This window comes from Pseudarthrobacter sp. W1I19, from assembly GCF_030817835.1.
Taxonomy (GTDB): Bacteria; Actinomycetota; Actinomycetes; order Actinomycetales; family Micrococcaceae; genus Arthrobacter.
The window spans coordinates 1,554,288-1,572,409 of record NZ_JAUSZR010000001.1; the positions used below are offsets into that span (position 1 = coordinate 1,554,288).

At 67.0% G+C, this 18,122-nt stretch carries 17 protein-coding genes; 13 read left to right on the top strand and 4 right to left on the bottom strand.

Annotated elements, in window-relative coordinates; translation table 11 throughout:
• The first annotated feature begins 65 nt into the window (after window positions 1–65).
• Complete coding sequence (locus QF038_RS07250; RefSeq protein ID WP_373461535.1) at window positions 66–398, top strand: DUF3039 domain-containing protein; 333 nt, start codon at window positions 66–68, stop codon at window positions 396–398.
• Complete coding sequence (locus tag QF038_RS07255) at window positions 398–2,179, top strand: DEAD/DEAH box helicase (protein WP_307609533.1); 1,782 nt, start codon at window positions 398–400, stop codon at window positions 2,177–2,179. The genes QF038_RS07250 and QF038_RS07255 overlap by 1 nt, the downstream gene beginning before the upstream one ends.
• A gap of 78 nt (window positions 2,180–2,257) precedes the next feature.
• Here the strand turns inward: QF038_RS07255 and QF038_RS07260 are convergent, their stop codons facing one another.
• Both QF038_RS07260 and QF038_RS07265 read right to left on the bottom strand, forming a co-directional pair.
• Entirely contained in the window at window positions 2,258–2,896 is a 639-nt protein-coding gene (locus tag QF038_RS07260) for an isochorismatase family protein (protein WP_307609534.1), read from the bottom strand.
• Between the two features lie 9 nt (window positions 2,897–2,905).
• Complete coding sequence (locus QF038_RS07265; protein ID WP_307609535.1) at window positions 2,906–4,234, bottom strand: nicotinate phosphoribosyltransferase; 1,329 nt, start codon at window positions 4,232–4,234, stop codon at window positions 2,906–2,908.
• A gap of 198 nt (window positions 4,235–4,432) precedes the next feature.
• On the opposite strand from QF038_RS07265, the gene clpS reads away from it, so the two are divergent.
• The 6 genes from clpS (at window position 4,433) to rdgB (ending at window position 8,775) form a co-directional block, all read left to right on the top strand.
• A complete protein-coding gene (clpS, locus tag QF038_RS07270) occupies window positions 4,433–4,816 on the top strand; it encodes an ATP-dependent Clp protease adapter ClpS (RefSeq protein WP_307609536.1) in 384 nt (127 codons plus the stop codon).
• Entirely contained in the window at window positions 4,809–5,375 is a 567-nt protein-coding gene (locus QF038_RS07275) for a DUF2017 domain-containing protein (protein ID WP_091415741.1), read from the top strand. The genes clpS and QF038_RS07275 overlap by 8 nt, the downstream gene beginning before the upstream one ends.
• 123 nt (window positions 5,376–5,498) lie before the next feature.
• Window positions 5,499–6,494, top strand: coding sequence for a glutamate racemase (murI, locus tag QF038_RS07280; protein ID WP_373461629.1), 996 nt, complete (start codon window positions 5,499–5,501; stop codon window positions 6,492–6,494).
• Window positions 6,491–7,288, top strand: coding sequence for an MBL fold metallo-hydrolase (locus tag QF038_RS07285; protein WP_307609538.1), 798 nt, complete (start codon window positions 6,491–6,493; stop codon window positions 7,286–7,288). The genes murI and QF038_RS07285 overlap by 4 nt, the downstream gene beginning before the upstream one ends.
• A gap of 66 nt (window positions 7,289–7,354) precedes the next feature.
• Entirely contained in the window at window positions 7,355–8,113 is a 759-nt protein-coding gene (gene rph / locus QF038_RS07290; RefSeq protein ID WP_091415747.1) for a ribonuclease PH, read from the top strand.
• On the top strand, window positions 8,110–8,775 hold the full coding sequence (gene rdgB / locus QF038_RS07295; RefSeq protein WP_307609539.1) for an RdgB/HAM1 family non-canonical purine NTP pyrophosphatase: 666 nt from the start codon (window positions 8,110–8,112) through the stop codon (window positions 8,773–8,775). The genes rph and rdgB overlap by 4 nt, the downstream gene beginning before the upstream one ends.
• An 89-nt stretch (window positions 8,776–8,864) precedes the next feature.
• On the opposite strand, the gene QF038_RS07300 is transcribed toward rdgB, so the two are convergent.
• Window positions 8,865–9,659 carry a DedA family protein gene (locus tag QF038_RS07300; RefSeq protein WP_307613425.1) on the bottom strand — a complete coding sequence of 265 codons (795 nt, stop codon included), beginning with the start codon at window positions 9,657–9,659 and terminating at the stop codon, window positions 8,865–8,867.
• A gap of 149 nt (window positions 9,660–9,808) precedes the next feature.
• On the opposite strand from QF038_RS07300, the gene QF038_RS07305 reads away from it, so the two are divergent.
• Entirely contained in the window at window positions 9,809–10,819 is a 1,011-nt protein-coding gene (locus tag QF038_RS07305) for an exonuclease domain-containing protein (RefSeq protein WP_307609540.1), read from the top strand.
• A gap of 72 nt (window positions 10,820–10,891) precedes the next feature.
• A complete protein-coding gene (locus QF038_RS07310; RefSeq protein WP_307609541.1) occupies window positions 10,892–11,371 on the top strand; it encodes a DUF4395 domain-containing protein in 480 nt (159 codons plus the stop codon).
• Here QF038_RS07310 and QF038_RS07315 read toward each other — a convergent pair.
• Complete coding sequence (locus tag QF038_RS07315; RefSeq protein WP_307609542.1) at window positions 11,352–12,434, bottom strand: ADP-ribosylglycohydrolase family protein; 1,083 nt, start codon at window positions 12,432–12,434, stop codon at window positions 11,352–11,354. The two genes, QF038_RS07310 and QF038_RS07315, sit on opposite strands and share 20 nt — an antisense overlap.
• Window positions 12,435–12,630: 196 nt before the next feature.
• Here QF038_RS07315 and QF038_RS07320 point away from each other — a divergent pair, with 196 nt between their 5' ends.
• From QF038_RS07320 to QF038_RS07330, 3 genes are all read left to right on the top strand, one after another.
• A complete protein-coding gene (locus tag QF038_RS07320) occupies window positions 12,631–13,596 on the top strand; it encodes an aquaporin (RefSeq protein ID WP_307609543.1) in 966 nt (321 codons plus the stop codon).
• A 67-nt stretch (window positions 13,597–13,663) separates the two neighbouring features.
• Entirely contained in the window at window positions 13,664–14,848 is a 1,185-nt protein-coding gene (locus QF038_RS07325) for an exonuclease SbcCD subunit D (RefSeq protein WP_307609544.1), read from the top strand.
• Entirely contained in the window at window positions 14,845–17,946 is a 3,102-nt protein-coding gene (locus QF038_RS07330) for an SMC family ATPase (RefSeq protein ID WP_307609545.1), read from the top strand. The genes QF038_RS07325 and QF038_RS07330 overlap by 4 nt, the downstream gene beginning before the upstream one ends.
• The last annotated feature ends 176 nt before the right edge of the window (window positions 17,947–18,122 follow it).

Genomic DNA, 18,122 nt, shown 5'->3' on the forward strand with positions numbered 1-18,122 from the left:
CGGGCGGCGCGGCCGGAGCCTCCGGCGTCGAACCTCCAGCTGCCGGAACGGCTAAGATGGATCGCATGACTAGCATGACGGACCCTCTCGAGAACGACCCGATGCGTGAGCTTTCCGGGGCTGGATCGTCCACAGCCACCATTGAGCGCGAGGAATTGCGCCAGGAAGTGGAGCCCGGGGACCGGGAGCGCTTTTCGCACTATGTGCGCAAGGAAAAGATCATGGAGTCCGCGCTGACGGGGGAGCCAGTCATTGCCCTGTGCGGCAAGGTCTGGACGCCGGGCAGGGATCCGCAGAAGTTCCCGGTGTGCCCCATGTGCAAAGAGGTCTATGACGGCCTCCGCCCGGGCAACGACGGCGGCAAGGGTCCCGGAGGGGACTCAGGCAACAACAAGTAGTGACGGAGACGCTCTTTGGCGGCCCCACCCTGCCTCCGGCTTATCCGGAACGTGCAGCCTGGGGAACCGCCCCGAAACTCCGTGCCTGGCAGCAGGAAGCGCTGGACCTCTACCTGAGGGCGAGTCCGCGGGACTTCCTGGCGGTAGCTACTCCCGGTGCCGGTAAAACCACCTTCGCGCTGCGGATCGCATCCACGCTCATTGACTCCGGTGCCGTAAACCGGGTGACAATTGTGGCGCCCACCGACCACCTGAAGCGCCAGTGGGCGGACGCGGCAGCCAAGGTTGGCATCGCCATCGACCCCAACTTCAAGAACTCGGACGGCCAGCACGGCCGCGGCTTCATAGGTGTGGCCGTCACGTATGCCCAGGTGGCCAGCAAGCCCCTGCTGCACCGGGCCAAAACGGAGGCGGCGCGGACCCTGGTGATCCTGGACGAAATCCACCACGGGGGCGAGGCCCTGTCCTGGGGCGACGGGTTGCGGGAGGCGTTCGACCCCGCGGTCCGGCGGCTGTCCCTGACGGGCACCCCGTTCCGTTCCGACACCTCACCCATCCCCTTCGTCGAATACGCCGAAGACCGGGACGGCATCCGCCGCTCAAAAGCTGATTACACCTACGGCTACGGCAACGCCCTGCGGGACCACGTGGTGCGTCCGGTGATGTTTATGGCCTACTCCGGGCAGATGCGCTGGCGCACCAGTGCCGGTGAGGAAATGGCTGCCTCGCTCGGTGAAGCCGCGGTCACCAAGGACATCACGTCCCATGCCTGGCGGACCGCGCTGAACCCGGCCGGTGAGTGGATTCCGGCCGTCCTGGCCGGTGCGGACAAACGGCTCAGTGAAGTGCGGCGGACCGTGCCCGACGCCGGCGGCCTGGTCATTGCCACCGACCACGAGGACGCTCGGGCCTACGCCGGACAGCTGAAAAGGATCACGGGGCAGTCGCCCACCGTCATTCTGTCCGATGATGCGAAGGCCTCCAGCAAGATCGAGGAGTTTTCGGCCGGGGACCAGCGCTGGATGGTGGCCGTCCGCATGGTGTCCGAAGGCGTGGACGTTCCGCGTCTTTCTGTCGGCGTCTACGCCACATCCACTTCCACGCCGCTGTTTTTCGCCCAGGCCGTGGGCCGCTTCGTGCGTGCCCGCAAAAGGGGAGAGACGGCGTCGGTCTTCCTGCCGTCGGTCCCGCAGCTGATGGCCCTGGCCAACTCCATGGAAATGGAACGTGATCACGCCCTGGACCGGCCGGAGAAGGAGGACGGGGACGGGCTCTTCAACCCCGAAGACTCGCTCATGGACGAGGCCAACCGCGAGGAGAAGGCCTCCGACAGCCTGACCAAGGGCAAGTTCGAGGCACTGGACTCCCAGGCGTCCTTCGACCGTGTGCTGTTCGACGGCGGCGAGTTCGGAACCGGCGGCGAGGTTGGCTCCGAGGACGAACTGGACTTCCTGGGCATTCCCGGGCTGCTGGATGCCGAACAGGTGGGCACCCTCCTGCGGCAGCGCCAGCATGAACAGCTCAACCGCAAGAACCGGAAGGCTCCCGCGGCTGCCCAGGCTCCGGCACCGGCTGTCCCGGACCACCGGCTGCTGATGGACCTCCGGAACGAGCTGGCCAAAAACGTGGCCGCCTGGTCAGCCCGGACCGGTACGCCGCACGGTGTGGTGCATACCAAGCTGCGCACGGTGTGCGGCGGTCCGCCCGTTGCCCAGGCGAACGAGGAACAGCTTCAGTCACGCCTGCGGAAGCTCCAGGACTGGTTCGTCGGCAGGAAATGACAGTGTTTGGCGAACAGAAGAGGCCCGGTGCACAGCACCGGGCCTCTTCTGTAGTTGCAGTTCCGTAGCTGCGGGCGGTCAGGCGACGTCCACGCCGCCGAGTTCCAGTTCTGTGACGGTTTCCTCCAGGTCATCGGCAATTCCCGCTGTGAGGGAGCGGATGACCGTGACGGAATAGCCTGCCTGTACGGCGTCCAGCGAGGTGGCCTTGACGCAATAGTCCGTGGCGATGCCCACCACCACAACCTCCTCGACCTCGTTGCTCTGCAGCCAGTCGTCCAGGCCGATCGCGTCTTCGTCCGGGGCGAACCGGTCAGCGTCGCCGGAACCGGGCAGCGCGCCCGGCTGCCGTTCACCGGTGGGCACGGCGTCCTCGGGAGCCAGCAGCCCCTCAAAACCGGAGTAGGCGGCGGCGAACTGCCCTTTCTGGAAGTAGGCCTCGATGTATTCGGTGTCCAGGTCCGGGTGGAGCTCGGCTCCGCGGGTCCCGGCAACGCAGTGCGGCGGCCAACTGTCAACGAAGTCAGGGGTTTCGGAGAAGTGGCCGCCGGGATTGATGTGCCAGTCCTGGGTGGCCACGATGTGGTCGAACTCGTTGTGGTGCGCGTCCACGTATTCGCTGATGGCGCCGGCCACGTCCGCGCCGCCGGCAACGGCCAGGGAGCCGCCTTCGCAGAAATCGTTCTGGACGTCGACGATGATCAGGGCCCGGGACATCAGTTCTCCTCAGTTTTCTTCATAGTGAGTGGGAATGGCTGCTTCCCCGCGCTGGAGGCGGTTGACCACGGCGGGCAGTTCGGCCATGGTTTCGGCGTGCCGGCGGCGGGCCCGGACCACGCCCTCATGGCCGGTCCAGCCCGGCATCAGTTCGCCGTTCTTCATGAACTGCTGCAGCAGCGGGCGGTCGTTACCGTCGTCCTCCGGCCGGTGGCCCACGCCCACCACCTCGGCGGTGGCAATGCCCCGTTCGTCCAGTTTCCGCAGGGCGTACTTCCGGCCGCCCACGCTGGCCTTGTTCTTGGCGGCCTTGGCCACGGAAACGAAGTTGCCGTCGCCGTCCGTGCGGCTGACCAGCTTGTAGACCATGCTGGCAGTGGGTGCTCCGGACCCGGTCACCAGAGAGGTTCCCACCCCGTAGGAGTCCACGGGCGCGGACTGCAGCGCGGCAATGGCGAATTCGTCCAGGTCCGAGGTGACCACGATCTTGGTGTTCTCGTTGCCCAGCTGGTCCAGGAGCTGGCGGACCCACTGGGCCTGCGCCACGAGGTCGCCCGAATCAAGCCGGACGGCGCCAAGGCGTGGACCGGCCAGGTCTACGGCCGCACGCACGGCCGTTTCGACGTCGTACGTGTCCACCAGGAGGGACGTGCCCTCGCCGAGGGAGGCAATCTGTGCCTCGAAAGCATCCCGCTCCGTATCGTGCAGGAGGGTGAACGAGTGTGCGGCGGTGCCCACTGTCTTAACCCCGTACCGGATGCCCGCCTCGAGGTTGGACGTGCTGTCGAAACCGGCAATGATGGCTGCCCTGGCGGATGCGGTGGCGGCCTCCTCGTGGGTGCGCCGGGAACCCATCTCGATGCAGGGGCGGCCGCCGGCAGCACTGACCATCCGGGATGCGGCGGAGGCGATGGCGCTGTCGTGGTTGAGGACCGAGAGCAGGTAGGTCTCCAGCATGCAGGCCTCGGCGAAGGTGGACTCGACGATGAGGATGGGGGAGTACGGGAAGTAGGCCTCGCCCTCGGGGTAGCCCCAGATATCTCCGGAGAAACGGTAGGACGCCAGGTACTCCAGCGTTTCCTCGTTCACCACCTTGGTGCGGGACAGGAAGTCCAGTTCCGCCTCCCCGAAGCGGAAGTTCGCGATGCCCTCCAGCAGCCGGCCGGTGCCTGCCACGATGCCGTACCGCCGGCCGTCCGGGAGCCGCCGGGCAAAGGCCTCAAAGATGGACTTCCGGTGCGCGGCGCCCGAATGAAGCGACGCCTGCAGCATGGTCAGCTCGTAATGGTCAGTGTAAAAGGACGTGCGGGGATGGTCCCAGCCGGCTGAGGTGCTCACGGAAGTCACTCTAGTCCCCACCGGCTCCCACGTCTCGCTCCGCTTCGCCGCGGGGCCCTCGCCGGTGTGGGCCCATCCACCGGCTCCCACGTCCCGCTTCGCTTCGCCGCGGGGCCCTCGCCGGTGTGGGCCCATCCATCGGCTCCCACGTCCCGCTTCGCTTCGGGCGTGGGCCCATACTCCCCATAGAATGGACAGATGACCTTAAGCGTTGCGCTCGGCCCTGATACGCAAGAGGGCACCCGGACCGGCACAGAGGAGTCCACCGACTTCCTGGCCGCACCGGACATCCCCTGGAACCTGGTGATCTGGAATGACCCCGTAAATCTCATGAGCTACGTCAGCTATGTTTTCCAAAGCTACTTCGGCTATTCGGAGACCAAAGCGAACAAGCTCATGATGGAGGTCCACAAAAAGGGCCGCTCGATTGTTGCCAACGGCAGCAAGGAACAGGTGGAGCGCCACGCGGTGGCCATGCACGGCTTTGGGCTGTGGGCCACGGTGGAGAAGGCCAGCGGCGGACCGGGCGGCAATTCGGGCAAGTCCGGCGGGTCCGGCCAGGGTAAGGGGAAGCGTGGCTAAGGCGTTCAAGTACGGACTCAAAGGCATTACCGGCTACCTGGAGCCCACTGAGCGGGAGCTGCTGCGCAGCCTCATTGACGACGTGATCTCCATGCTGCAGCCGGAGGACCGCTCCGGCCAGGATCCGCTGGCTGCCCTGATCGGGCTCGACATGGATGTTGCCGAGCCCTCGGACAGGGCAGTGAAGCGGCTCCTTCCGAACGTGATGAAGAACGACGGCGCTGCGTCCCTTGAGTTCCGCCAGCTCACCGAGCGTTCCTTGCGTGAGACGAAGATCGGCGCCCTCCGTGCTGCGGCCCTGGACCTGGACAAGGACGAGATCGTTCTCTCGGCCGAAGGCGCCAAGCACTGGTCGATGGCGCTGAACGATGTCCGGCTGGTCCTGGCGGAGCGGCTGGACATCCAGGACGAAGAGGACGCCGAACACGTCCACCTCATGCAGGACTGGTCCCAGGCGGAGGATGTGGAGAGCTACCTGGCCCTGGTCTACAACTTCGCCACCTGGCTCCAGGAATCGCTGGTGCAGGCCATGCTGCAGTCGCTGGACACCCGCCGTTGAGGCGTGGCCCCGGCCGTCCGTGTCAGCCGTGTGAGAAATTAGACATGAGTCGCAGGCCACAACATGATGGCTGAGGCCGCAGGGAAGACCTATCCTCGAATAATCATGACAACAGCCTCGAGCATGGATCCATCAGCTGAAGCAGCAGGATCCGAAGCCAGCGACCTGCAGGCCGCCGCCGTGGAATCACGGCCCATCGGTGTCTTCGATTCCGGAGTAGGCGGCCTCACGGTGGCACGCTCCATCATCGACCAGCTCCCCAACGAGTCCATCCTCTACGTAGGGGATACCGCGCACGGGCCCTATGGCCCGCTGCCCATCGCGGAAGTCCGGGCCAACGCCCTGGGCGTGATGGACGAACTGGTGGACTCCGGCGTCAAGCTGCTGACCATTGCCTGCAACTCAGCGTCGGCCGCCGTGCTCCGCGACGCCCGGGAACGGTACACCGCGAAGTACGGCATCCCCGTCATCGAGGTCATCCAGCCGGCGGTGCGGCGCGCCGTTGCTGCCACCCGCAGCGGACGGGTGGGCGTGATCGGCACCTCCGCCACCGTGGGCTCGCGTGCCTACGAGGATACGTTCGCCGCCGCTCCGGACCTGGACATCACCTCGGTGGCCTGCCCGGAGTTCGTCAGCTACGTCGAGGCAGGAATCACCACGGGCCCGGCCCTGCTGGCCGTGGCGGAGCAGTACCTTGCCCCGCTCAAGGCCGCCGGCGTGGACACCGTGGTCCTCGGCTGCACCCACTACCCGCTGCTGACAGGTGTCATCTCCTATGTGATGGGAGCGGACGTCACCCTGGTGTCCAGCGCGGAGGAAACAGCCAAGGACGTCTACCGCGCCCTGGCCACCCATAACCTGCAGCGCACTGAAACAGCCGCGCCCGAACACCACTTCGTGGCAACCGGGGATGCCGGCCAGTTCGAAGCGCTGGCCCGCAGGTTCCTGGGCCCCGAGGTCCTGTCCGTCCGGCACGTGGACCATGTGGCGGCCCAGTATCCCACCGGCAGCCTGGCCCGTATTACCCCGGAAATGATCGCCGCCGCGCAGCGTGCCGGCACCCGCCAGCGGATCTCCAACTTCGTGGGAAGCTCCGTTACCGGGGGTCCGGGCCAATGAAGCTCACCATTGTCGGCTGCACCGGGTCATTTCCCGGGCCAGGATCCCCGGCGTCGTGCTACCTGCTGACCGCCAACGACGGCGAGCGGACCTGGAAAGTGGTCATGGACCTGGGCAGCGGCGCATTGGGCGCCATCCAGCGGTACACCGACCTTGAGGACATCGACGCGATCTTCCTGACCCACCTGCACCCGGACCACTGCATGGACCTCTGCGGCCTGCACGTCGCCGTCCGCTGGAAGCCGGGCGGCTGGGGCAGGGGACGGATTCCTGTGTGGGGGCCGGCCGCCACGGCAGACCGGATGGCCACCGCCTACGGCCTGGAGCTGGACCCCGGCATGCGCGAGGAGTTCGACTTCACTAACTGGGCCGAGCGTGAGCCCGTGACCGTGGGGCCCTTCACCGTGACGCCCTTCGCCGTGAACCATCCCATTGAGGAGTGCTACGCCCTCCGGGTGGAAGTGGTGGAACCGGACAAGGAAGGCAACCGGATCGCCAAAACGCTGACCTACTCGGGCGACACGGACTCCTGCGCAGGCCTCGAGGAGGCTGCCAAGGACGCGGACCTGTTCCTGTGCGAAGCGGCCTTTGAAGAAGGCCGGGATGACGGCATCAAGGATGTCCACCTCACCGGCAAGCGCGCCGGGGAAGCCGCTGCCGCGGCCGGTGCCCGCAGGCTCCTGCTCACCCATATTCCGGTGTGGACGTCGCAGACCACCGTGATGGCGGAGGCCCGTCCGGCTTTTGGCGGCGACGTTGCCGTGGCAGTTGCCGGAGTGCACTACACCATCTAAGTGCGGGGACCGCCCGTACCTTTACCCGAAACGCCCATGCCGTGCGGCAGTGGATAAGCTAAAGGCATGACTTCTGAAGCAACTGCAGTGCCCATCGTGCGCGGCGACGGCCGCGCCCCGGACCAGCTCCGGCCCATCAGCATCACCCGTGGATGGTCCAACCAGGCCGAGGGATCGGCCCTGATCGAGTTCGGCAACACCAGGGTGCTGTGCACGGCTTCCCTCACTGCAGGGGTTCCGCGCTGGCTCAAGGGCGAGGGCCGCGGCTGGGTTACGGCCGAGTACGCGATGCTGCCCCGCGCAACCAACACCCGGTCCGACCGCGAATCCGTCAAGGGCAAGATCGGTGGCCGCACGCACGAGATCTCCCGGCTCATCGGTCGCTCCCTTCGCTCCATCATTGACACCAAGGCCCTGGGTGAGAACACCATCGTGCTGGACTGCGACGTGCTGCAGGCGGACGGCGGCACCCGGACCGCCGCCATCACCGGTGCCTACGTAGCACTCGCGGACTCCATCCGGTTCGCCCGCGACAACAAGCTGATCGCCAAGAACGCCCAGCCCTTGATTGATACCATCGCGGCAGTATCGGTGGGCATCATCGACGGCGTTCCCATGCTGGACCTGCCCTACGTCGAGGATGTCCGGGCCGAAACCGACATGAACGTGGTGGTCACCGGCTCGGGCAAGTTCGTGGAGGTCCAGGGAACAGCCGAAGGCGCGCCCTTTGACCGTGCCGAACTGGACCAGCTCCTGGACCTCGCCCTGCTCGGCACCACCCAGCTTGCGGCCATCCAGCGCGAAACCTTGGCAGACACCCTGTGACAGTGGCCTCCGCCGCGGGGCAGGGGACAGCCCCGCGCCTGGTCCTGGCCACCCACAACAAAGGCAAGCTCCGGGAGCTCCGCGAGCTCCTGCGCGGGCAGGTACCGGGGCTCGACGTCGACACGCAGGTTGTGGACGCGGCAGCGGCAGGTGCCCCCGACGTCGTCGAAACGGGCGTGACGTTCGCCGAGAATTCCCTGCTCAAAGCGCGGGCTGTCGCCGAAGCGACCGGACTGGTGGCGATCGCCGATGATTCCGGGCTCGCTGTGGATGTGATGGGCGGAGCGCCCGGCATCTTCTCGGCCCGGTGGGCCGGCAGCCACGGTGACGACGCCGCGAACCTGCGGCTGCTGCTTAACCAGCTTTCCGACGTTCCGGACGCCCACCGCGGCGCCGCCTTTGTATGTGCGGCGGCGCTCGCGGTGCCGGCGGCCAACGGGGATGCCGGGCGTGAAGTAGTGGAGTACGGGCAGCTGGAGGGCGTGCTCCTGCGCGAACCGCGCGGTGACGGCGGGTTCGGCTACGACCCCGTGCTTCAGCCGGCAGGGGAGACCCGCAGCTGCGCGGAACTGTCCGCCGACGAGAAGAACGCCATCAGCCACCGCGGCAAGGCCTTCCGGGCGCTCCTGCCTGCCATTGTGGAGGCCCTGCAGGACCGCTGAGCAGGGACCGCGAAGATGACACAAAGAAGGGTGCGCTCCGGGCCGAAAGCCTGGAACGCACCCTTCTCTACGCTGTGGAAGACGTGCTGCTACTCCGGGCGCATCCCGTCAACGTGGCGGGGCGTCTTGTGCTCTTCCTCGGGCGCGTGTTCTTCGATGAACTCGTCCACCGGGTCCGTGCCGTAGGCCGTGGCCTGGCGCCTTGCGGACATGCCGCGCAGGACTTCTACTCCGATGGGCAGTACCGAAACCAGCACGATGGCGATGAAGATGATGTCCAGGTTGTCCCGGACCCAGGGGATCCGGTCGCCGAGCAGGTATCCCAGGAGTGTCACGCCGCCGCCCCAGAGGAAGGCGCCGATGACGTTGTACAGGAAGAACTTCTTTTTGCTCATCTGGGCAACGCCCACAATCACCGGGACGAAGGTCCGGATGATCGGGACAAAGCGGGCCAGGATCAGCGCCTTGCCGCCGTGCTTTTCGAAAAAGGCGTGTGCATTTTCCACGTTCTCCCGCTTAAAGAGGCGGGAATTGGGCTTGTTGAAGATGGCCGGGCCGGCCTTCGAACCGATCAGGTAGCCGGTCTGGTTGCCCACGATGGCGGACACAACAATCAGCAGCGCGAGAAGCCACACGTTGAACTTGATGGTGTCGGTGGCCACCAGCAGGCCCGCGGTGAACAACATGGAGTCTCCCGGCAGGAAGAAGCCCACCAGCAGCCCGGTTTCCGCGAAGACAATTCCGCAGACAAGCAGGACCACCCAGGGTGCCAGGGCGGGATCAGCCAGGAAGACCTGGGGGTTCAGCCAGTCGGGCAGGAAGGAGGCCAGCTGTGGCTGCACCGGTCCTGCACCGCCCAGCATGGACACAGCGAAGTCGTTCATCACAGGAAAGTTCACTCCTCAAGGGTACTTGACACGCCTCTTCCTCCCGGTGGCGGCGGAAGGCGCCGGCCGGGGCGGCCGGGTGATTTCGGTGACAGGACGGCATGGGCGACACGGGAACGATCACCTCCGAAGGTAAGGTGGGGCCCGTGGGTTTGGACTTTACGGCGATCGACTTCGAGACTGCGAACGGATTTCGGGGCTCTCCGTGTTCAGTGGGCCTGACGAAAGTCCGGGGCGGCAGGGTTGTGGAGGAAGCCTCGTGGCTCATGCGCCCGCCGGCCAGCCACGACCACTTCGACTACCACAATGTCCGCATCCACGGCATCACTGCCGCCGACGTCGCGGGCACGCCCCGGTTTGGGGAGCTCTTTCCCGAGATCGGCGCTTTTATTGGCGATGACATCCTTGCGGCGCACAACGCAGCCTTCGATCTCGGTGTGATCCGCTCCGGGCTGGAGGTCTCAGGGCTCCCCGGTCCGGCCTACGACTACGTCTGCACGGTGATGCTGTCCCGGCGCTGCTACTCCCTGGTGTCCAATTCCCTGCCCTTTGCCGCCGAGGAGGCCGGGGTACCCCTGGTCAACCACCACGACGCCGCCGAGGATGCCCGTGCCTGCGCCGGCATCCTGATCGACATCGCAGGCCGCAACCAGGCCAACAGTATCGCTGAGCTCTACCTGTCTCTGGGGCTCGTGATGCCACGCCAGGAGGCGTTCGACCCCGCCCGGGACACGTTGTCGAAGCCAAGCCTCGCTGCCCTGTCCGGCGCGGCGGGCAGCGGTGCGGGGCTGGTCCGGCAGTTCCAGGGCGGCTGGCCGGAAGAGGGAGCCAACCCCGAACCCAATCCGCTCGCCGAGCCAGGCCACCCGCTCTACGGCCAGACAGTCGTCTTCACCGGGCAACTGTCCATCGGGCGGCCGGAGGCGAAGCAGCGTTCTGCCGAATTCGGTGCCAGGCCGGAGAGCCGGGTGACGGGACGCACCACGGTCCTGGTGGTGGGGGGCGGCTTCGTGGCCTCGGACCTCCGCTCGGGAAGGCTCACCGGCAAGGCCCGCCGGGTGCTGGAGCTGCACGAGCGGGGGCAAGCCATCGAGGTTCTTTCCGAGGGTGAGTTCCTGCAGATGGTCGGCAGTTTCGCCGAAGCCGTCAGCGCCTGAGCAGCCCGCACCCACGGTCACGCGGCGCAACAAACCTTCCGCCCGGCGTCGGCCTCCACCTAGCCTTGCCTCATGCGCAAGCTCTTTGCCTTCCCCAACCCCGTGAACGAGTACGCTGCCCGCGTGACGGCGGGGCTGGTAGTTGTCCTGTCGCTGGTGACGGCAGCCGCGGGATCAGGATGGGGACTGCTGGCCATCGCGGCCGGGTTCTGGCTCCGCGTCCTCTTCGGGCCCCGGATCTCGCCGCTGGCACTGCTGTCCGTCAAAGTCATCACTCCACGGCTGGGCCGGGTGAAACTGGTTCCCGGGCCGCCCAAGCGCTTCGCCCAGGGCATGGGGGCTATGGTCTCCACCGCGGCCCTGGCCTTGTTCGCGGCCGGCGCTGTTCCTGCCGCCTGGACCATGCTGGCAACCCTGATCGTGGCGGCGTCGCTTGAAGCGTTTGCCGGCTTCTGCCTCGGCTGCGTGGTCTTCGGATTCCTGCAGGGGCGCGGGCTGATTGCGCAGGAAGTCTGCGAGGCCTGCAACAACGTCAGCCTTCGCCGGTTGTAACCTTGACCAGTTGGTCGGCCATGCCCCGGATCACGTCTTGCCCTTCCAGCGCCGCAAGCCATTCCTGGGGCAGGCAGGCCTCACCGTAGAAGGCACCGAGGATGTTCCCGGCGATGGAGCCGGTGGAATCGCTGTCGCCGCTGTGGTTGACGGCCAAGGCAACAGCATCACGGAAATGCTGCGCAGGTTCCGCCGGGGCGGCATCCGGGAGAGTGGCCAGTACGGCGTAAAGCGCGACGGCGAGGGCTTCTTCAGCAACCCAGCCCTCACCGAGTGCCTGGACCATTTCCTCGGATGTCACCACGCCCTTGCCCGCCAGCCGCAGTGCGGCCTCCAGCCGTTCCAACAGTTCGGGGGCTGCACCGTCGAGGCCTGCGGTATGGGCCAGGGCCCCGGCTGCCGCTTCCCGGAGCCCGTCGCCGGCCACCACATGGTGAATGAGCAGGCTGAAGGTCCCCGCGCTCTGGCGGGCGGACGGGTGGCCATGGGTGAGCGAGGCGGCGTCGGCACTCAGTTTGTAGACGGCGTCGGGCGTGATGTGCGGGATGAGCCCGAACGGGGCCGAGCGCATCACTGTTCCGCAGCCTTTGGAATCAGGGTTCACGGGCCGGAACGAGGTGCCCATTTCCCCGGTGGCGAGTCCGGAAAGGCAGGCTTTGCCGGGATGCCGCCGCTGGTGGAGCACCTCCTGGGCGTCAATCCAGCGCGGCTGGGGGACCGGGGCGGAGGCGGGCGCTGTTTCCCCCTGGGTGGCATACCAGCGCAGGTACGCGAGCCACAGGCAGGCGTTGACGTCGGCGCCAACCCCCGAGTTTGCCCACTCCAGCGCCTCCACGAGCCCGTCCACTGTGTACAGGGTCATTTGGGTGTCATCGGAGAAGCGGCCCGGTCCCGCCAGGGCTTCGAAGCCCGTCAGGCCGGCCGAGCCGTAGCGGGCGCGGATCTGCTCAATCGTGTCGAACTCCACGGCGTAACCCAGGGAGTCGCCGAGGGCGCCGCCCAGCAGTGATCCGTGGATACGGGACTTAGGGGAGGGGATGGAAGCGTCCGGCTCGATACTCATGGTTGCAAATTTACCGTGGCCGCCGGCGGCCGGCCGACGCCGCTGGCGGATACCGGCAGCATCGTTGCCGGCACTGGTGTCCCCTGCTGCTCGGCTGCTGTCGGCCGGCGTCCAGCGAACGCACAGTCTGCACTGGAATAATGCCGGGGTTGCCTGATCGCAACGTCCGTTTCCGCCTACCTCGAAGGTCATCACCATGAGCACGCCCGTCCCGGCCCGTCACGATGCAGTTCCGCCGTCCGGTGCTGTTGCAGCCCAGCCACGGCTTCTGCCACGTTTGGTCGCCGAGGCGTTTGGAACCTTCTTCCTGGCGCTCGCCGGGCTCGGTGTGCCGCTGTTCAGCCTCCCACAGTCCAGCCCGCTGCCGGCCGCCCTTGCTGCCGGGCTCGCGGTGACGGCGGCCATGCTGGCTTTCGGCCACGTTTCAGGCGGGCACTTCAACCCTGCCATCACGGCCGGCCACCTCGTGGCCGGCCGGATCCGCCTGGGGGGAGCTGCCGCCTATACCGTGGCCCAGGTAGCCGGGGGAATGGTGGCCGCGTTCGCTCTCTACGGAATCCTGCGCACGCTTCCAGGGATCGCGGACAGCCGGACGGCCTTCGACACCGTCACCGCCGGCTTCGGTGAACACTCCATCATCCAGGCCCCGCTGGCGGCCGTGCTGCTGCTGGAGATGATCGGGGCCGCGATCATCACCGCCGTGTTCCTGGGAACAGCCGACCGGCGCAGCGGCCCAAGCGCAGCGCCGGTTGCCGTTGGCCTGTCCTTCGCCGTCCTTCTGCAGCTGGGACTGTCGGTGGGCAACCTGCCTTTCAACCCCGCCAGGGCCGTTGCCTCCGCAGTGTTCAGCTCGGGGTGGGCTGTTGAACAACTCTGGGTATTTGTTGCCGCTCCCTTCGCAGGCGCCGTCATCGCCGGACTGGCGTTCCGGAGCTTCAACGCCGCCTCCTCCGCTGCCGCCGCGTCCGCCGATTCCGCTGACGTCCTGGCGGCCGGGAATGCTGCCGAGCAGCTCCCGGCGGTTGCCGGCAACGCTGCCGACCCGGTCCCGCCGGTTGAAGAGTTCGTGGCAGCCCGTGAGGCGGACCCAAAACCAGCTGCCAGGAACACAGAGGCAGAAGCCAGCGAGGCCCAGGAATTCTTCGACGGAAAGCGCGGCTGAACCTGCCGGTGATGCGGCAGCTGCGGCGTTTGCCGGAACTGTCGGTGGCAGCCGATAGCTTAGAAGCATGAGGTTACTTCACACATCGGACTGGCATCTGGGCCGGTCCTTCCACGGCGTCGGCATGCTGGACGCGCAGCGGGCCTTTGTCGACCAGTTGGTGGACGCCGTGGCCCGCCATGCCGTGGATGTTGTGCTCATCGCAGGAGACGTCTACGACCGCGCACTCCCGGGGGTGGACGTGGTCCATCTCCTGGACGATGCCCTGGTCCGGGTGACGTCGGCAGGGGCGCAGGTGGTGCTGACCAGCGGCAACCACGATTCCGCCATCCGCCTCGGATTCGCCTCGCGCCTGCTGGAGCGCGGCGGCGTGCACCTGCGGACCAGGCTGGACAGCCTGGACCAGCCCCTGCTGCTCCGAGCCGGCGGAGCAGCCGGCGGAGCAGCTGATGGTGCCGTGGTTGCCATTTACGGCATACCCTGGCTCGAACCACGGCTTGTGGCCGATCAACTTGGCGTCCAGACGCCCAGCCACTTCGAGGTGACCCGGGCGGCAACAGCGTTGATCCGGCAGGACATTGAAAGGCGCTCGGCCTCGGCCACCGTACATTCTGTGGTACTGGCGCACACCTTTGCCAGCGGCGGGATCAGCTCGGACAGTGAGCGTGACCTCAGCATCGGTGGCGTGGGGGCAGTACCCCTGGACCTCTTCGACGGCTTCAGCTATACGGCACTGGGCCACCTGCATGGGCGGCAGTCCCTGTCGCCCCAGGTCCGGTACTCCGGATCGCCGCTGGCGTACTCCTTCTCCGAAGCATCCCACCAGAAGGGGGCGTGGCTCATCGACATCGATGCCGGCGGCGTGACTAAAGTCCAGGAAGTCCTGTGGGACGCCCCGCGCACCCTGGCGGTCCTCCGGGGGCCCTTGTCCGAACTGCTTGAGTCCCCCGAATATTCATGGGCCGAAACCGCCTACTGCCAGGTGACCCTGACCGACGCCCAGCGTCCCGCCCGGGCCATGGACCAGCTGCGGGCACGTTTCCCGGACACGCTGGTCCTCAGCTTCGACCCCGAGGGGGGCGCTGCCGGCACCGCCTCCACCTACAGCAGCAGGCTGGCCGAAGCCCCGGATGACCTCGCTGTGTGCTGCGGCTTCCTGGAGCACGTCCGCGGCCGCGTTCCGGATGACGCCGAAAGGGCTGCGCTCGCCGCCGCCCTGGAAAACGTCCGGCTGCAGGAGGCCTCGCTGTGAGGATCCACCGCCTCCGCATCTCCGGTTTCGGTCCCTTCGCCGGCACCGAGGAGATCGACTTCGACGCCCTGAGTGCGCATGGCCTGTTCCTGCTCAATGGGCCCACGGGCGCGGGTAAAACCAGTGTGCTCGACGCCATCTGCTTTGCACTCTACGGCTCAGTGCCGGGAGCCCGCCAGGACGGAAAGCGGCTCCGCAGCGACCACGCCGAGCCCGCCCAGGAACCAGCGGTGAGCTGTGAATTCTCCGCGCAGGGCCGGCGTTTTGACGTCACCAGGTCGCCTGCCTGGGAAAAGCCCAGCGCCAGGGGCAAGAACGGGTTCACCACCCAACAGGCCAAAACCCTCCTGCGGGAACGCGTGGACGGAACGTGGGTGGAGAAATCCACGCGCAATGATGAAGCCGGGGCCGAGATACTCGCCCTGCTGGGAATGGACCGGGAGCAATTCACCCGGGTGGTGATGCTGCCGCAGGGTGATTTTGCCGCCTTCCTGCGCTCCAAGGCTACGGACCGGCTGGAGCTTCTGCAGAAACTTTTCGGCACGGAGCGGTTTGAAGCCGTGGAGCAGGAACTCTCGCAGCAGGCGCAGGCAGCAAAGGAGGAAGTGGCTGTCCTCAACGGCCAACTGGAACTCCTGGCGGCGCGGGCCGAGTCAGAAGCAGAAGCGCTGCAGTTCCAGGAGACTGACGCACCGCCGGAGGACATCCGGGTGCCAGATGCTTCGGCGGACGCCCGGGCCCTGCGGCTCGAGTGGCTGAAAGAACGTGCGGCGGAACGAAAACACCAACTCTCGGAGCTCGCGCTGGCTGCGGAGTCGGAACACCAGGAACGGGTCAGCGCCGTTGCAGCGGAGACTGCACTGCGTGAACGCCACCGCAGGCTCGAGGAAGCAACAGCCAGGCAGGCTGCCGTGCAGGAAACCCTTCCGCGGCTGGAGGACCTGACCCGCCGGCTGGGCCGCCACCGCCAGGCAGAGGTTCTTGCCGGGCAGCTGCGCAGCGTTGATGCCGGGGCTGCCAAGGTCCGGCGGGCGGCTGACGCCATGGAATCGGCTTTCACCCTGCTTCGCCTGGCCGCCGACGAAGACCCGGAACTCGGCCAGCTGGACCTGGGATCCGCGCACCATGTCCCGCAGGACATCGACGGACCGGCGGTGTTTCCAGGCGCTGCAGAAGAATTGAACCGGCTTCGGTCCCTCCTGGCTGTTGTGGAGGCACGGCTTCCGGACGAGGACCGCCTGAAGGTGCTCCGGTCAAAGCACCAGCAGTTGCTGGCAAGACAACAGGAACTCACGGCATCCAATGCTGCCTTGGACCGCCGCGTGGAGGATCTGCTCAACGAGCGGGCTCGTCTCACCTCGGGCTTGGAAGCACTGGAAGGACGGGCCGGGGCGGCAGCGCTGCGCGCGAAGGAAGCAACTGCCGCCGGGGAGCTGCTGGACGTGGTCCGGCGGTACGGTGCTGCCGTTGCCGCTCGGGATGCGGCGAAGCTGGCTCACGACAAGTCACGCGAGCACCAGTTGGAGACCAAACGCCGCTGGCTCGATGTACGGGAGCAGCGGCTCGCCAACGCGGCTGCCGAACTGGCCGCCAAACTGGTCGCGGGGGAGTCCTGTCCGGTGTGCGGCAGCGCAGAGCATCCCTCGCCGGCGGCCGGTGACGGGGGCGGTCCCGGCCTTGAACAGGAAGAGGACGCTGCACATCAGGTGTATGAGGCCGCGGAAGCAGGATTCGCCGGTGCCAGCCAGCGGCTGGCCGAGGCAGATCAACTGGTGGCGGTCCTGGCTGGCCAAGGCGGCGGGACGCCCATGGAAGAGGCCGTCACCGGGGCTGAGGAAGCGCGCCTGGCTGCGGCCGACGCCGCCCAGGCCGTAGGCGAACTCGCGGCGGCGCGGGCGCGGCTGGAAACACTCGAAGCGGGCGTCACCTCAGCCCAGGCATCCCGGGCCAGCGCCGAGGCGGACCTCGCGACCGTTGTATCCTCCCTCGCCGACCTCGCCGAACAGTCATCGACCCTTGACCAGGCACTGGCAGAGTTGCGGGCAGGGCACCGGAGCCTTGCGCAGCGGCTGCGCGCCCTCGGAAACGCGGCCGCCATGCTGTCCAAAGCCGTCGAAGCCCAGGCTGCGCTTGTCACTGCCAACGCCCAGGCGGCGGAGGCCCGGGAGCACCTGGAACTGGCCTTGCCGGAAGCCGGGTTTGCTTCCGCGGATGAAGCCAGGGCACACCTGCTGGCCGCCAATGAGGCTGCTGCCCTCGAAGCTGAAATACGGTCGGTCCACGACGAAGCTGCCAAGGTTGCCGAGCTGTTCGCGTCGGACGAGGTTGTGCTCGCCGTGAAGGAAACGGCCGACGGGATTGAGATGGACCAGCAGCGGCTGCCTGCCCTGCAGGCTGATGCAGCCGCTGCCCTGCAGGCGGCGCGCGACGCTGAGGTGGCCGTGGGCCTGGCATCGCGCTGCCTTGAATCGTTGACAGCCATCGCTGCCAGTTATGACGAGCTTGCCGGCTCGGCCCGCGGCCCCGCCGCCCACGCCCGGATGCTGTCCGGCCTGGCGGATGCGGCGGCAGGCCGGGGAGACAATACCTACCGGATGAGCCTGAACAGCTATGTGCTGGCAGCGCGGCTGGAGCAGGTGGCCCTGGCAGCCTCGGAACGGCTGGTGGCCATGAGCGATGGCCGGTACCTCTTGCAGCACACCGACGCCAAAGCGGCGCGCGGTGCCAAATCCGGGCTGGGCCTGGAAGTGGTGGATCAATGGACAGGGCACCGCCGGGACACCTCCACGCTCTCCGGTGGCGAATCCTTTATGGCGTCACTGTCCTTGGCGCTCGGACTGGCTGACGTTGTCCAACAGGAGTCCGGCGGCGTGGAAATCGAAACGCTTTTTGTGGACGAGGGGTTCGGCAGCCTTGACGAGCAGTCATTGGAACAGGTGATGGATGCCCTCGAAGGCCTTCGGGATGGCGGCAGGGTGGTGGGACTGGTGAGCCATGTAGCGGAGATGAAGCAGCGGATCGGCATGCAGCTCCAGGTACTCAAGGGACGCAACGGCTCCACCCTGCGGATATCGGAGGCTGTCGAGGTCCCGCTCTGACTGGGCGGACGGGAGTAAACCCAGGCTCCCGGGGCCTACGGGGGAACGCCGGATATACTTGGACAGTTACCGGGTTCGGCGCATCGGGAGGAGGGACGATGCGCACTTACTGAACGAGCCCGGAATTGACATCTTCGACCTCCCTTTCTCCCGACCAGCCTTCGTCTTCGCGGCAT